The organism is Bradyrhizobium pachyrhizi (assembly GCF_029714545.1).
Lineage (GTDB): Bacteria > Pseudomonadota > Alphaproteobacteria > Rhizobiales > Xanthobacteraceae > Bradyrhizobium > Bradyrhizobium pachyrhizi.
Genome location: NZ_CP121667.1, coordinates 5,887,241 through 5,901,585 on the forward strand (window position 1 = coordinate 5,887,241; position 14,345 = coordinate 5,901,585).

The following is a 14,345-nucleotide window of genomic DNA, read 5'->3' on the forward strand; positions in this document are numbered from 1 at the left end:
CCATCCGGATGCCCCTGCTACTTCGGAGGCGGCGGCTTGGGCATCGCCGACAGCAGGCGAATTTTGAGCTTGCCTCCCTCGGTCACGTAAGTTGCTGTCCAGATGCCCCCTGTCTCGATAGGCGCTCCGCTCTGGTTCTTGCCCGAGAGACGATACCCGCCGATGGCGAGCGCCATGTCCGAGCCCAGCGGCCATGCCTGGTCCACCGTTATTTCCTCATGGTCGAACCCGGCCTTGAAGGCGCCTTGATAAAACTCCGCAATGTCGGAGCGCGGCCCCGCGGGATTGACGTGGACGCCACCGGTCGCGAACAGCGCGGCAATTCCCGCACCATCCTGCTTGTTGAAACTCGCCGCATATTCGGAAGCAATCGCTTCGGCCTTCTGCTTTGGATCACCGTCGGCGGCCATTGCAGACAGCGAAAAGGCCGTCACGAACAGGCATGAGAAACACGTGCGCAGCATCGCAATTCCTCCCTGAAAAATATCCATAAAAAAATCGCCCGACCAGGGACAAGGACGACAATAAGACGTCAACTACGGATTGTAGGCAATCGTTTCAGGCGTTGCGACGCAACACGCGGGCCTGCCTGGCATATCCAACCGAAAGATTCTGAGGTAGCCTGTAGCGACCTTGAACGCGACGGGCCGCCATGCTCACGCTCTATTCCTATCCGCCGTTGTTCGGCGTCGCCGATAACAATGGCTATGGTCTGAAGGTATTCGCTTTCCTGAAGCTGGCCGGCGTGCCGTTCCGGCACGAGCACATCTTCGATGCATCGAAGGCGCCGCGCCAGCAACTACCCTATATTGTCGACGGCGACGACACTGTCGGCGACAGCGAGACCATCCTCGCCTATGTCACCGGAAAATATGGCGTGACGCTGGATGCCGCGCTGACGCCGGCGCAGCGCACGACCAACCTCCTCGTCACGCGGACGCTCGACGATCTCTACTGGGTGATGTCCTATTCGCGCTGGCAGGATGCGCGCTACTGGCCCCAATTCCGCGATGCGCTCAAGCGCGAGCATCCGGGCCTCACCGACGACGGCTTGATGAAGGCCAAGGAGTTCAACGCCCAGCGCTATTACTACCAGGGCATCGGCCGCTTCGAGCCCGACGCCGCGATGGCCCGCGGGCTCGCCGATCTCGCCGCACTGGCGAGCTTGATCCCGAGCCAAGGCTATGTGCACGGCGACAGACCGACGACCATCGACGCCGGCATCTATGGCTTCGTGGCCAACATCTACTTCTACGACATCAATACGCCGTTGAAGCAATTCGTGGCCTCGCACGATGCCTTGGTACGACATTGCCGCGCCATCCACGCGGCAGTGAGCAAGTGAGCCTGGGCGAACTCAACCTCTAACTCGCAATAGCGACGTTCGCGACGGTGAGCGCACAGGCCGTCGCTCCGTTCACGGGGCAGGTGGATAAATCTGCGCTGGCGTGTCGCAGCCGGCCTCTCACAAATAGATCGATTTCAGGGATAGTATCCCGTCCCTGCGCTAACTGCGGAGCCGGTCATGGCTTCAAAACTGTCTTCGGGCGTTTTCGCGTTAGTCCTCGTTGGAGCAGCCGTGCTCTTGATCGCAGGTCCGCCACCTGCATGGGGCCTGCTGTTGCTCGGCGCCTTCGCACTGGCGGCGCTCTATATTTTTGCGAGAATGAGGTCGCGCTACGATCCGCTCGATCCACGCTTCGGTAGCTGCATCCCTCCGATTTCCAAGCCGAAGGGCGGCGGCAATGAATCCACCACCTGAGCGCCCTCCGGCGTCGATCAGATGCGGATCGTGCGAAGACATAATGATGGCCGCCGACATGGGAAGCGCGTCGGCTGCGGTTCGCTAATGCCCGGCACGAACATTTCAGCCTCGCGTTCGATCCGGAATTTTGTGCAGTTTATTTCAGACGAAACTCCGTTTTCAGCACCAGGAGATTGATCAAATGCAGACGCCCACGCAAAACCCCCGAGGAGCAGAGTTCTGGAACAGCACCATGGGGCACTCATGGGTTTCGCAGCAAGCCGTGATCAGCGATGTCTTCACCTCGGTCACCAGCGTCAGCCTGGGTGCTGCGGCGGCAAAGCCGGGCGAGCGTGTCATCGATATCGGATGCGGCACCGGTGACACAGTGTTGGCGTTCGCCAAGGTTGTTGGTCCGTCGGGTGCTGTGGTGGGTGTCGATATCTCGGTCCCGATGCTGGATCTGGCCAAGCATCGTGTCGCCGAGGCGGGACTTGCCAACGTGACCTGTGCGCTGGCCGACGCAACGATCTACGGCTTCGAACCGCGCTGGGCGGATCTGGTGTATTCGCGCTTTGGCCTGATGTTCTTCGATGACCCGGTCAAGGCCTTCACCAACATCCGCGGCGGCATGAAAGCGGGCGGGCGGCTGGTGTTCGTCTGTTTTCGCACCATGCAGGAGTCGCCTTGGTTTCGCGTGCCGATCGAGGCGGCCCGGCCGCATGTGCCACCACAGCCGCCGCTCGATCCATCGGCGCCCGGGATGTTTTCGTTCGCGCGCGAGGAGCGTGTTCGCGGCATCCTGACCGAGGCCGGGTTTCACGAGATTGCGCTCAAGGCCACCGACGTGCCGATCCACGGCGGCGACATCGCGCAAAGCATGGCCTTCATCACGCAGGCCGGCCCGCTGCCTGCGCTGCTCGAGAATGCCACGGACGATCAACGGCATCGCGCCATGGAAGCGGTACGCAACGCGCTCGCCGCAAGCCTCGGAGCGGATGGGCGCGATCTGCATGTGGGCCTGTGGCTCGTATCGGCACTAGCCTAGCTGCCTTTTGGATTGTGAAGGCAGATAGCACGCCATCCGCGCCGCACCAACACAGTGTCGTCCTGGCGAAAGCCAGGACCCATTACCCCAAATCTTTATTGTTGCGCGACGCTGCGGCCACGGTCCCTTTCACAATCCAATGCGGTGGTTATGGGTCCTGGCTTTCGCCAGGACGACGTGTGGAAAGAGTCACTTACCCGAATCCCGTTCTTGCTCCGCGGACAGAGCAATTGCGTAAGCTACCGCTCCTGCCGCAGCCCTGCCTCCAGCCGCGCGAGCTCGGCGTCGAGGTCGCGCTCGACATCGGCCACCTGCATGTCGACCACCCGATAGTCGCGCGCCTCGAGCCAGGCTCTGCGGTTGGCGCGATCGGCTCCGATCGCCTCGCTCTCGTTCGGGTTGACCAGCTCGATCGCGAGCCGGTGCACGAAGGAGACGAAGTCGGGGATGTGGCGGCCGACCGGGGTCTGACGCTTGAACTGGCCGGCGAAGCGGCGGTCCCGCGTCAGCGCCTGCCACAGGATCCGTTCGGCGTCGGTCGGGTTGCGGCGGAGCAGCCGGGCGAGCCCGCGCACGGTGCTGCTGCTGTCGGCGGTCGCGCCGCCCTGCCCCTGCTCGGCGAGCAGCGCCCGCAAGCGCGTCGCCTGGGCGCCGTCGAGCACGCCGCCCTTGGCCGGGCCCTTGCGGCCCTCGGCGATCGCCATCACCACGCCGTGCAGCGTGTGCATGTCCTGCTTGGTCGGATCCATCCTCGTGAAGATGTTGCGCAGGTTCACCAGCATGGTGTCGCGCTTCTCCGCCGGCCGCAGGAACTCGACCTTGTCGAGCTCGGCAACGAGGTTGTCGAAGAACGCCTGCATCTGGTGCTGGGAGGCCGGCTCGGACCGCTCGGGCATCGCGAACGGCAGCGTGCCCGCGGTCGAGAGCTTGAACCACTCGTACCCCATCAACAGCACCGCCTGCGCCAGATTGAGCGAGGCGAAGCCTGGATTCACCGGGAAGGTGATGATGCGGTTGGCGAGCGCGACCTCCTCATTGGTCAGGCCGGAGCGCTCGCGCCCGAACAGGATGCCGGCGCCGCCGCCGGACGCGACATGGCTGACGATCTCATCCGCTGCGCCTTCCGGCCCGACCACCGGCTTGGCCTGGTCGTGGGCCCGGGCGGTGGTCGCAAACACCAGCGTGAGATCGGCGATCGCCTGCTCGACGGTGTCGAACAGCTCGACGGAACCGATGATGTGGTCGGCACCGGCGGCCGCCCGCTGGGCCGCAATATTCGGCCAGCCGTCGCGCGGGTTGACGATGCGCATCCTCGACAGCGCGAAGTTGCCCATCGCGCGCGCGGCCATGCCAATGTTCTCGCCAAGCTGCGGCTCGACCAGGATGACGACGGGACCGGCAAGGTCGTGCCCTGCCTTGGTCTTGTCGGTACCGGACATCTCACTTCACTTTCTGATTCAACGTCTGAAGATTTTGAATCAGCTTCCGAGGACGCTGATTCAAAATCTCATGCAGGGACCCAAGACCGCACCGACCAGCTTTGCACCGGTTTTGCGCGGGACCATTTTCTCCAAGGAGATAACAGGGTTAGCGGCGTTTGCGAATCCTCAATCGGAGTCCCAATCGCACGAAGCGAAGGCTGCCGCTTGCGCGCACTTGGCCTTCGGATAGGCTATCAACCACAACCAAAGCGAAGCTGTAAAGGCACGCTTGAGACGCCGGTTTCAACAGCGAAACGCTTGCGTCGAAGCACATGAGTCGAAGCACTTGGGGGGACGAGGATGCGGGGCAGATGGACGCTGGCGATTGTGGGCCTGATCCTGATCGTGGCGGGGGGCCTGCTCGCCCACTTCACGCAGACCGCCGGCGGCATCCGGATCGAGGATGTGCGCTTCAAGGGCGCCAAGGGCAATACCATGAGCGCCCTGCTCTACATCCCGCCGAATGCCACGCCGCAGATCCCGGCACCCGGCATCCTCGCTGTCCACGGCTATATCAATTCGCGCGAGACCCAGGACGGCTTCGCCATCGAGTTCGCCCGCCGCGGCTATGTGGTGCTCGCGCTCGACCAGACCGGCCACGGCTACAGCGACCCGCCCTCCTTCGCCAACGGTTTTGGCGGACCTGACGGCCTTGCCTATCTCCGCAGCCTGCCGTTCGTCGACAAGGAGAATATCGGGCTCGAGGGCCACTCGATGGGCGGCTGGACCGTGCTGGCGGCTGCCGCAGCTCAGCCCAACGACTACAAGTCGATGGTGCTGGAAGGCTCGTCCACCGGCAAGCCGTTCGCCGCCGAGGGCACCGCGAGCTGGCCGCGCAACACCGCGCTGGTGTTCGCGCAGTACGAGGAATTCCCCGACCTGATGTGGAGCGTCCCGCTCGCGCGCGACGTCACCAAGAGCCCAAAGCTTTGGGCGCTGTTCGGCACCCAAGGCGCGGTCGAGCCGGGCAAGGTCTATGGCGATCCGGCCAACGGCACCGCGCGGGTGCTGTACACCCCGGCGATGACCCATCCGGCCGAGCACATCTCGCATGAGGCGATCGGCTACAGCCTCGACTGGTTCGCCAAGACATTGAAGGGCGGCACGGCGCGGCCAGTCGATGACCAGATCTGGTTCCGCAAGGAGATCGGCACGCTCATCGCCCTCGTCGGTTTCATTGCCCTGGTCATCGGGACGTTCGACGGCTTGCTGGAGGCACCGATGTTCTCCCGCCTGCGGCTGCCGGCGGTTGCCGACGGCACCATGCCGCCGCATCGGGCCGCGAGCGGCCGGCGCTGGACCGCGGCGTTCATCCTGTCCGCCTTCATCCCGGCGCTGACCTATTACCCGGCCTTTGCACTGGGCGGCACCTTCGTCACCCCGAGCGCGTTCCTGCCGCAGGGCATCACCAACCAGATCCTGGTCTGGGCCATCATCAACGGGCTGATCACGCTCGCCCTGATGCGGTTCGCCCCGCAGCGGGCCAGCCGGACCGGCCTCGTCGGTCAATCCGTCGTGATCGCGCTGGCTTCGGTCGCGGTCGGCTACGCCGCGCTGTGGCTCGCCGACCTCGCCTTCAAGATCGACTTCCGCTTCTGGATCGTCGCACTCAAGTTGATGAGCGCGAAGCAATTCCTCATCTTCCTGATCTATCTGATTCCGTTCACGGCGTTTTTCGTCGTGGCGCTGCACGTGCTGCACCGGAATTTCTCGACCATGGATGCGCCGCGCGGGGCGCTGTACCTGACCAACATCCTGGCACTGACGTTCGGTTTCATCGTGTTGCTGGTGCTGCAATACGGCACGCTGTGGCTGACGGGGAAGCTGTTCAACCCGGTCCCGGACCCCGGTTTCGTGCCGCTCTCGACCATCGTCGCGATCCAGTTCGTGCCCCTGCTCGCGATCGTCGCCGTGATCGCGACCTTCACCTGGCGGCGGACCGGATCGAGCCTGCCGGGGGCCCTGATCGCGGGCCTGTTCGTGACCTGGTACATCGTGGCCGGGACGGCGACGCAGGCGGCGTTTTAGCTGAAAAGATGGGCTTAAAGTGCATACCCCCTCCGCTTCCGCCCGCCCCCGGGCGGTGCTATAGCGCAGGCGTATTTTCCACCCCCGCCGTCAAAAGCGCGCCGTTCCCAAGAGGGCCTCCCCGTCATGGCAAAAATCAAGGTATCCAACCCCGTCGTCGAGCTCGATGGCGACGAGATGACCCGGATCATCTGGCAGTACATCAAGGACAAGCTGATCAACCCGTTCCTGGATGTCGAACTGCTCTATTTCGATCTGGGCATGGAATACCGCGATGAGACCAACGACCAGGTGACCATCGACGCCGCCGAAGCCATCAAGAAGGTCGGCGTCGGCGTCAAATGCGCCACCATCACCCCCGACGAGGCCCGGGTGAAGGAGTTCGGCCTGAAGCAGATGTGGAAGTCGCCGAACGGCACCATCCGCAACATCCTCGGCGGCTGCATCTTCCGCGAGCCGATCATCTGCAAGAACGTGCCGCGCCTGGTTCCCGGCTGGACCAAGCCGATCATCATCGGCCGCCATGCCTATGGCGACCAGTACCGCGCCACCGACATCAAGTTCCCCGGCAAGGGCACGCTGTCGCTGAAGTTCGTCGGCGAGGACGGCACCGTGATCGAGAAGGAAGTGTTCAAGGCGCCCGGCGCCGGCGTCGCGATGGAGATGTACAATCTCGACGACTCCATCACCGATTTCGCCCGCGCCTCGTTCAACTACGGCCTGATGCGCAACTACCCGGTCTATCTGTCGACCAAGAACACGATTCTGAAGGTCTATGACGGGCGCTTCAAGGACATCTTCCAGGACGTCTTCGACCGCGAGTTCAAGAAGGAATTCGACGCCAAGGGCCTGACCTACGAGCACCGCCTGATCGACGACATGGTGGCCTCGGCGCTGAAATGGTCCGGCGGCTATGTCTGGGCCTGCAAGAACTATGACGGCGACGTGCAGTCCGACACCGTGGCCCAGGGCTACGGCTCGCTCGGCCTGATGACCTCGGTGCTGCTCACCCCGGACGGCAAGACCGTGGAAGCCGAGGCCGCCCACGGCACCGTGACCCGCCACTACCGCGAGCACCAGAAGGGCAAGGAGACCTCGACCAACTCGATCGCGTCGATCTTCGCCTGGACCCGTGGCCTCGCCCATCGCGCCAAGCTCGACAACAACGAGGCGCTGGCGAAGTTCGCCACCACGCTGGAGAAGGTCTGCGTCGCGACCGTCGAGGAGGGCTACATGACCAAGGACCTCGCGCTCCTGGTCGGCGCCGACCAGCGCTGGCTCTCGACCACCGGGTTCCTCGACAAGGTGTCCGACAACCTCGTGAAGGCGATCGCGGCCTGAGGCCGTCGTCTTTGGAAGACAGGTGCGAGCATGACCATGGCCCTTGTCAGAGCCGTCGTGCTCGCATCGTTCTCGCTCACCGGGTCGGCGGCATTCGCTGCCGATCCCCTGCCCGACGCCGTCGCGGCGCCCGGCGAGTCCCCGGTTCTGTCGGTCCATGCCGAGGGCGTGCAGGTCTATGAGTGCAAGCCGGTCAGCGACGGCAAGCTCGCCTGGTCGTTCCGCGAACCGGTCGCCACCCTGATCGCCGACGGCCGCACGGTCGGCCGGCATTATGCGGGTCCGAACTGGGAGCATGTCGACGGCAGCGCCGTGACCGCCCGCACCGCCGGCAGCATACCGGGCACCACCGCCGCCGATATTCCCTGGCTGAAGCTCGAGGTGATCGCCCACCGCGGCAACGGCCTGCTCTCGGGCGTCGCAACCGTGCAGCGGATCAACACCTCGGGCGGTGAGCTCAGCGGCGCCTGCGACAAATCAGGCGCGCTGAAAGGCGCGGCCTACTCGGCGGATTACGTGTTCCTGCGACGGGACTGAGGCTAAAGCGGGATGAAGTTAGGTTGCGCTGGAACGGCGTCGAAAGTTCACCTCTCCCTTGGGAGAGGTCGATTTGCGCAGCAAATCGGGTGAGGGGTCACGGTCTATCGAGAGAGCAAGAGCCCTCACCCGGATTGCGCTGGACGATGCTTCGCATCGCCAGGCGCAATCCGACCTCTCCCCAACGGGGAGAGGTGAACCGAGACCGCGCCAAGCCGATTCAACCAAAACTCATCGCGCGCTAGTCGCGGATGCCGCCATCGGTCTCGCGCGGCGCCTGGGCGATCTCCGCGGCGGCCAGGTCGCCGCCGGCCGCGAGCGGATCGGCAAGCCGCGCCTCCGCGGTCTCCCGGACATGGGCGGCGAGCGCCGGCATGCGCTCGATCAGGGCATGGAAGTCCTGCGCATCGAGCACCAGCAGCTTGGTCTTGCGCGTCGCCGTCACCGTCCCCGAACGGCTGGTCCGCCGCAGCAGCGCGATCTCGCCGAAGAACGCGCCGTCGGAAAGCCGCACAAGCTGGCTCGGCAGGTCGATCTCGACCTCGCCCGCGGTGATGAAATACATCGATGACGCCGCATCGCCGCGCCGCACCAGCACCTCGCCGGCCTCGATGGTCTGCGACCGCAGCAGGCGCATGATGTCGGAAATATCGGCGGCGCCAAGATGCGAGAACAGCGGCACCCGCGCCAGCATGCCCCAGGTCACGACGAAGTCGCGGCGCCGGACCTCGTCGGCGAACGCAGTCGAGATGATCGCGACCGGCAGCGCGATCATCGCGAAGCCGACCACGATCGCGACCACCGTGACGGTCCGGCCGAGCGGCGTAATCGGGACGACGTCGCCGTAACCGACGGTGCCGAGCGTCACGATCGCCCACCACATCGCCTGCGGCATGGTGCCGAACTTGTCCGGCTGCACCCTGTGCTCGATGGCATAGAGCAGCGAGGCGAACAGCAGCACCGCGCCGGTCAGGATCACGACGCAGCCAAACAGCGTGCGCCGCTCGGCGTGCAGCGCCGCCAGCAGCGAGCGCATCGCGGTCGAATAGCGCACCAGCTTGAGGAACGGCAGCATGCCGAACAGCACCAGCGCGGTCTTGTCGCCGATCGCAAGCGCGACGGCCGACGGCAGGAAGGCGAGCAGGTCGATCACGCCGAGCGCCGAGAAGGCGTATTCCAGCCGCGCCCGCGCCGGCGTCATGTCGCGCAAGGAGTGGCCGACCACGCTCCAGAGCCGCGCGGCATATTCCAGCGCGAAGGCGATGACCGCCGCGATCTCGATGGTCGTCAGCAGCCAGCCGAACTGCGCGTCGATCTCGGGGACGGAGGCCAGAATCGCCGCCAGCACATCGACGGCGATGATGGCGACGATGACCCGGGCAAACCGCAAGCCGCCCGAATGCGGCAGATCATCGCGTTCGAGCAGCTCGTAGAGACGGTCGCGCAGCCCGGGATCGCTGATCGTGGGCCTACCCGGAGCCGTCGCCACGATCAGACTCTCCGTCAGGCGCCGGCCGATGCCTGTTGAGTCATGGCCTGTTCGATCGCCGACAGCGCGGCGTCTGCCTTGGCGCCGTCGGGTCCGCCGGCCTGCGCCATGTCGGGCCGGCCGCCGCCGCCCTTGCCGCCGAGCACCTCGGAGCCCTTGCGCACGAGTTCGACCGCGTTGAACCGCGCGGTCAGATCGGCGGTGACGCCGACCACGATGCCGGCCTTGCCGTCCTCGGTGACGCCGACGATCGCGACCACGCCCGAGCCGATCTGCTTCTTGCCGTCGTCGACGAGACTCTTGAGATCCTTGGTCTCGACGCCCTCGACCGCGCGTGCCAGCAGCTTGACATTGCCGACCTCGCGAACGGCGGAGGCCGCGCCGTTCGACGCACCGCCGCCGCCCATCGCGAGCTTCTTGCGGGCGTCAGACAGATCGCGCTCGAGCCTCTTGCGCTCTTCCATCAGCGCGGCGATGCGCGCCGGCACGTCGTCGATCGTGGTGCGCAGCTCCAGCGCCGCGGTCTTGGCCAGCGCGATGGTGTCGTTGGCGTGCTTGCGCGCGTGATGCCCGGTCAGCGCCTCGATGCGGCGGACGCCGGACGCCACCGCGCCCTCGCTGGTCACCGAGATCATGCCGATGTCACCGGTGCGGCGGACATGGGTGCCGCCGCAGAGCTCGACCGACCAGCCAAGCGCGTTCTGGCCGTGATCGCGGGCGCCCTTGCCCATCGACACGACGCGAACCTCGTCGCCATACTTCTCGCCAAATAGCGCGCGGGCACCGGCCTCGCGGGCATCGTCGACGCCCATGACCCGGGTCGTGACCTCGTCATTCTCCAGCACGACATCGTTGGCGATGTCCTCGATCCGGGCGAGCTCTTCCGGCGTGATCTGCTTCGGATGCACGAAGTCGAAGCGCAGCCGGTCCGGCGTGACCAGCGAGCCGCGCTGCGCGATGTGATCGCCAAGCACCTGGCGCAGCGCCTCGTGCAACAGATGCGTCGCCGAATGGTTGGCGCGGATCGACGAGCGCCTGGTGTGGTCGACCTCGAGCTGCAGCGCGGTGCCGACGCCGAGCGTGCCCTGCTCCACCGTGCCGAGATGCACGAACAGATCGCCGGCCTTCTTCTGCGTGTCGGCGACGCGGAACTTGACGCCCTCGCCGGTCAGCACGCCGGTGTCGCCGACCTGGCCGCCGGACTCGCCGTAGAACGGGGTCTGGTTCAGCACGATCGCGCCGCTCTCGCCGGCCTTCAGGCTCTCGACCTCGGCGCCGTCCTTGATCAGCGCCGTCACCGCGCCTTCCGCGCTCTCGGTCTCGTAGCCGAGGAATTCGGTCGCGCCGAGCTTCTCGCGCAGCGGGAACCAGGTCGCCTCGCTCGCCGCCTCGCCCGAGCCTGCCCAGGAGGCACGCGCCTTCACGCGCTGCCGCTCCATCGCGCCGGTGAACGACGCCTGGTCGACGCTGATGCCGCGCGACTTCAGCGCGTCCTGCGTCAGATCGAGCGGGAAGCCGTAGGTGTCGTACAGCGTGAACGCGGTGTCGCCGTCGAACATGTCGCCCTTCTTGAGGCCGGCGCTCTTCTCGTCGAGGATCGACAGGCCGCGCGCCAGCGTCTTGCGGAAGCGCGTCTCTTCCAGCCGCAGCGTCTCCTCGATCAGCTTCTCGGCGCGGACCAGGTCCGGATAGGCCTGGCCCATCTCGCGGACCAGCGCCCAGACCAGGCGATGCATCAGCGGCTCGCTCGCGCCCAAGAGCTGCGCATGGCGCATCGCGCGGCGCATGATCCGGCGCAGCACGTAGCCGCGGCCCTCGTTCGACGGCAGCACGCCGTCGGTGATCAGGAATGCCGACGAGCGCAGGTGGTCGGCGATCACGCGGTACGACCCGACGTTCTGCTCGTTCGGACCGTGGCCGAGGGTCGACGCGGCGGCATCGATCAAATTGCGGAACAGATCGGTCTCGAACACGCTCTCGACGCCCTGCAGGATGCAGGCCATGCGCTCGAGCCCCATGCCGGTGTCGATCGAGGGACGCGGCAGCGCCACGCGCTCCTCCTTCGTCACCTGCTCGTACTGCATGAACACCAGGTTCCAGAATTCGAGGAAGCGATCGCCATCCTCCTCCGGGCTGCCCGGAGGTCCGCCCCAGATGTGCTCGCCGCGGTCGATGAAGATTTCGGAGCACGGACCGCACGGACCGGTGTCGCCCATCGCCCAGAAATTGTCCGACGTCGGGATGCGGATGATGCGGTCGTCCGAGAAGCCCGCGATCTTCTTCCAGTGGCCGGCCGCCTCGTCGTCGGTGTGGTAGACGGTGACCAGCAGCTTGTCCTTCTTCAGCCCGAAATCCTTGGTGATCAGATTCCAGGCGAGCTCGATCGCGCGCTCCTTGAAGTAATCGCCGAACGAGAAGTTGCCGAGCATCTCGAAGAAGGTGAGATGGCGCGCGGTGTAGCCGACATTGTCGAGGTCGTTATGCTTGCCGCCGGCGCGCACGCACTTCTGCGACGTCGTGGCGCGCTGGTAGCCGCGCTTCTCGACGCCGGTGAAGACGTTCTTGAACTGCACCATGCCGGCATTGGTGAACATCAAGGTCGGGTCGTTGCGCGGAACCAGCGGCGACGAGGCCACGATCTCGTGCCCGTTCTCCTTGAAGAAGTTCAGAAATGTCGACCTGATGTCGTTGACGCTGCTCATGTTCATCCAATCGGAAAAAGGGGCCGGCCAGCCGCAAAAAGGCGTCATTTTCCGGCCGAACGCTTTTAGACATTGCCAGCTGCGGTGTCCAGAAACTGTGCAGGCGGATCATGGGCTTGCCGCGGCAGCACAAAGCCCATTGGATAGTTGCTGCAGCTGCGTTGACAGTCTTGGTGGCGCCGTGTTTTCTACCTACCTATACCTAGTCACGTCGGGAGAGACCGGCCTTACCGCCGGCGCCGAAGGAGCAACCGCCCCGGAAACTCTCAGGCAAAAGGACCGCGTGACGTCTGACATCTGGAAAGAGATGCTGGGGTTCGCCCCGATGCGTCCGCCGACGGGATAATACTCTCAGGCACAGCGACAGATGGGGCTTTCTGCAGGTTTCTCAAGGGGAAATGGGTCCCCGCGGGAACCGCGAGGGCCCTGTGATGCTTGCGCACGAAACCTCCCGGCTGAAACAGACCCCGCTGCACGCGCTGCACCTGGCGCGCGGCGCCAAGATGGTGCCGTTTGCCGGCTATGACATGCCGGTGCAATACGCGGCCGGCGTGCTGAAGGAGCATCTGCACACCCGCAAGGAAGCCGGCCTGTTCGATGTGTCGCACATGGGCCAGCTCGTGCTGAAGGCCAAATCCGGTAAGGTCGCCGACGCCGCGCTCGCGCTGGAAAAACTGGTGCCTCAGGACATCGTCGGTGTCGCACCGGGACGGCAGCGCTACGCGCAATTCACCAACAATGATGGTGGCCTGCTCGACGACCTGATGGTGGCGAATTTCGGCGATCACCTGTTCCTGGTGGTCAACGCCGCCTGCAAGGCCGAGGACGAGGCGCATCTGCGTGCGAATCTCTCCGACGCCTGCGAGATCGTCTCGCTGGCCGACCGCGCGCTGATCGCACTGCAGGGGCCGAAAGCCGAATCGGCGCTGGCGAAACTTTGTGCAGATGTCGGTTCGATGAAATTCATGGACGCCGGTCCGCGCCGCGTCGGCGACGTCGACTGCTTCGTCTCGCGCTCCGGCTATACCGGCGAGGACGGCTTTGAGATTTCCGTGCCCGCGGACAAGGCGGAAGCCCTGGTCACCGCGCTGCTCGACAATCCCGACGTGCTGCCGATCGGGCTCGGCGCGCGCGACAGCCTGCGGCTCGAAGCCGGGCTGTGCCTCTATGGCCACGACATCGACACCACGACGACGCCGGTCGAAGGCGCGCTGGAATGGTCGGTGCAGAAGGTTCGCCGCAGCGGCGGCGCCCGCGCCGGCGGCTTCCCCGGCGCCGACAAGATTCTCGTGCAATTCGCAGATGGCGCCGCGCGCCGGCGGGTCGGCCTGAAGCCCGACGGCCGCGCCCCCGTGCGCGAAGGCGCCGCACTGTTCGCCGATGCCGGCTCGACCGAGCAGATCGGCAAGGTGACTTCGGGCGGCTTCGGCCCGAGCCTCAATGCGCCGGTCGCGATGGGCTATCTGCCTGCCGCCCTTTCCGCCGTCGGCACCACCGTTTTCGCCGAAGTGCGCGGCCAGCGGCTGCCGCTCAAGGTCGCCGCCACGCCCTTCGTCCCCAATACCTACAAACGCTGAACGCCAAAGGATCGATCCCCATGACGACGCTGTACACGTCCGACCACGAATGGCTCCGCATCGAGGGCGACGTCGCCACGATCGGGATCACCGACTATGCGCAGTCGCAGCTCGGCGACGTCGTGTTCGTCGAACTGCCCAAGGTCGGCCGCAGCCTGAAGAAGGCCGAGGCCGCCGCTGTGGTGGAATCCGTCAAGGCCGCTTCCGACGTCTACGCGCCGATCACCGGCGAGGTGGTCGAGGTCAACGACGCGCTCGCCGCCGAGCCCGCGCTGGTCAATTCGGACGCCGGCGGCAAGGCCTGGTTCTTCAAGCTGAAGATTGCCGACAAGGGCGAGCTCGGCGGCCTGATGGACGAGGCCGCCTACGCCGCGCACACCGCCTAAAGGATCACCCCG

General features: G+C 65.4%; 12 protein-coding genes and 1 riboswitch. Of the genes, 8 read left to right on the forward strand and 4 right to left on the reverse strand.

Annotation, left to right across the window (positions count from 1 at the left end):
- Positions 1-17: 17 nt before the first annotated feature.
- On the reverse strand, positions 18-491 hold the full coding sequence (locus QA639_RS27975) for a YybH family protein (protein ID WP_244978499.1): 474 nt from the start codon (positions 489-491) through the stop codon (positions 18-20).
- 161 nt (positions 492-652) lie between these two features.
- Between QA639_RS27975 and QA639_RS27980 the strand changes: the two genes are divergently transcribed.
- The 3 genes from QA639_RS27980 to QA639_RS27990 all read left to right on the forward strand — a co-directional run bounded on the left by QA639_RS27980 (position 653) and on the right by QA639_RS27990 (position 2,792).
- The gene (locus tag QA639_RS27980) at positions 653-1,345 is read left to right on the forward strand and encodes a glutathione S-transferase family protein (RefSeq protein ID WP_157343230.1); all 693 of its coding nucleotides are present in this window, start codon (positions 653-655) and stop codon (positions 1,343-1,345) included.
- 234 nt (positions 1,346-1,579) lie between these two features.
- The gene (locus QA639_RS27985; RefSeq protein WP_157343229.1) at positions 1,580-1,762 is read left to right on the forward strand and encodes a hypothetical protein; all 183 of its coding nucleotides are present in this window, start codon (positions 1,580-1,582) and stop codon (positions 1,760-1,762) included.
- Between the two features lie 184 nt (positions 1,763-1,946).
- A complete protein-coding gene (locus QA639_RS27990) occupies positions 1,947-2,792 on the forward strand; it encodes a class I SAM-dependent methyltransferase (protein ID WP_157343228.1) in 846 nt (281 codons plus the stop codon).
- 239 nt (positions 2,793-3,031) lie between these two features.
- Here QA639_RS27990 and QA639_RS27995 read toward each other — a convergent pair whose 3' ends face one another.
- On the reverse strand, positions 3,032-4,231 hold the full coding sequence (locus QA639_RS27995; protein WP_157343227.1) for a TrmJ/YjtD family RNA methyltransferase: 1,200 nt from the start codon (positions 4,229-4,231) through the stop codon (positions 3,032-3,034).
- Between the two features lie 342 nt (positions 4,232-4,573).
- Here QA639_RS27995 and QA639_RS28000 point away from each other — a divergent pair, with 342 nt between their 5' ends.
- The 3 genes from QA639_RS28000 to QA639_RS28010 all read left to right on the forward strand — a co-directional run bounded on the left by QA639_RS28000 (position 4,574) and on the right by QA639_RS28010 (position 8,179).
- Positions 4,574-6,301, forward strand: coding sequence for an alpha/beta hydrolase family protein (locus tag QA639_RS28000; RefSeq protein WP_157343226.1), 1,728 nt, complete (start codon positions 4,574-4,576; stop codon positions 6,299-6,301).
- Positions 6,302-6,427: 126 nt separating this feature from the next.
- Positions 6,428-7,642, forward strand: a complete 1,215-nt coding sequence (locus QA639_RS28005; protein ID WP_016848511.1) for an NADP-dependent isocitrate dehydrogenase — start codon at positions 6,428-6,430, stop codon at positions 7,640-7,642.
- 36 nt (positions 7,643-7,678) lie between these two features.
- Positions 7,679-8,179, forward strand: coding sequence for a DUF3455 domain-containing protein (locus QA639_RS28010; protein WP_050387710.1), 501 nt, complete (start codon positions 7,679-7,681; stop codon positions 8,177-8,179).
- Between the two features lie 241 nt (positions 8,180-8,420).
- Here the strand turns inward: QA639_RS28010 and QA639_RS28015 are convergent, their stop codons facing one another.
- Positions 8,421-9,671 (reverse strand): cyclic nucleotide-gated ion channel, encoded by a 1,251-nt coding sequence (locus QA639_RS28015; RefSeq protein ID WP_283090634.1) that lies wholly within the window; start codon positions 9,669-9,671, stop codon positions 8,421-8,423.
- 11 nt (positions 9,672-9,682) lie between these two features.
- Entirely contained in the window at positions 9,683-12,370 is a 2,688-nt protein-coding gene (gene alaS, locus QA639_RS28020; RefSeq protein ID WP_283087749.1) for an alanine--tRNA ligase, read from the reverse strand.
- A 202-nt stretch (positions 12,371-12,572) separates the two neighbouring features.
- Positions 12,573-12,661: riboswitch (glycine riboswitch) on the forward strand.
- Between the two features lie 140 nt (positions 12,662-12,801).
- On the opposite strand from alaS, the gene gcvT reads away from it, so the two are divergent.
- Together gcvT and gcvH are read left to right on the forward strand one after the other, a co-directional pair.
- Positions 12,802-13,947, forward strand: coding sequence for a glycine cleavage system aminomethyltransferase GcvT (gene gcvT, locus QA639_RS28025; RefSeq protein WP_157343222.1), 1,146 nt, complete (start codon positions 12,802-12,804; stop codon positions 13,945-13,947).
- A gap of 20 nt (positions 13,948-13,967) precedes the next feature.
- Entirely contained in the window at positions 13,968-14,333 is a 366-nt protein-coding gene (gene gcvH, locus QA639_RS28030) for a glycine cleavage system protein GcvH (protein WP_028337770.1), read from the forward strand.
- The last annotated feature ends 12 nt before the right edge of the window (positions 14,334-14,345 follow it).

What these genes read in the sequence shown, in the direction of transcription:
- QA639_RS27975 (WP_244978499.1), bottom strand. Translation starts at nt 491, where the DNA reads ATGGATATTTTTCAGGGAGGAATTGCGATGCTGCGCACGTGTTTCTCA.
- QA639_RS27980 (WP_157343230.1), top strand. Translation starts at nt 653, where the DNA reads ATGCTCACGCTCTATTCCTATCCGCCGTTGTTCGGCGTCGCCGATAAC.
- QA639_RS27990 (WP_157343228.1), top strand. Translation starts at nt 1,947, where the DNA reads ATGCAGACGCCCACGCAAAACCCCCGAGGAGCAGAGTTCTGGAACAGC.
- QA639_RS27995 (WP_157343227.1), bottom strand. Translation starts at nt 4,231, where the DNA reads ATGTCCGGTACCGACAAGACCAAGGCAGGGCACGACCTTGCCGGTCCC.
- QA639_RS28000 (WP_157343226.1), top strand. Translation starts at nt 4,574, where the DNA reads ATGCGGGGCAGATGGACGCTGGCGATTGTGGGCCTGATCCTGATCGTG.
- QA639_RS28005 (WP_016848511.1), top strand. Translation starts at nt 6,428, where the DNA reads ATGGCAAAAATCAAGGTATCCAACCCCGTCGTCGAGCTCGATGGCGAC.
- QA639_RS28010 (WP_050387710.1), top strand. Translation starts at nt 7,679, where the DNA reads ATGGCCCTTGTCAGAGCCGTCGTGCTCGCATCGTTCTCGCTCACCGGG.
- alaS (WP_283087749.1), bottom strand. Translation starts at nt 12,370, where the DNA reads ATGAGCAGCGTCAACGACATCAGGTCGACATTTCTGAACTTCTTCAAG.
- gcvT (WP_157343222.1), top strand. Translation starts at nt 12,802, where the DNA reads ATGCTTGCGCACGAAACCTCCCGGCTGAAACAGACCCCGCTGCACGCG.
- gcvH (WP_028337770.1), top strand. Translation starts at nt 13,968, where the DNA reads ATGACGACGCTGTACACGTCCGACCACGAATGGCTCCGCATCGAGGGC.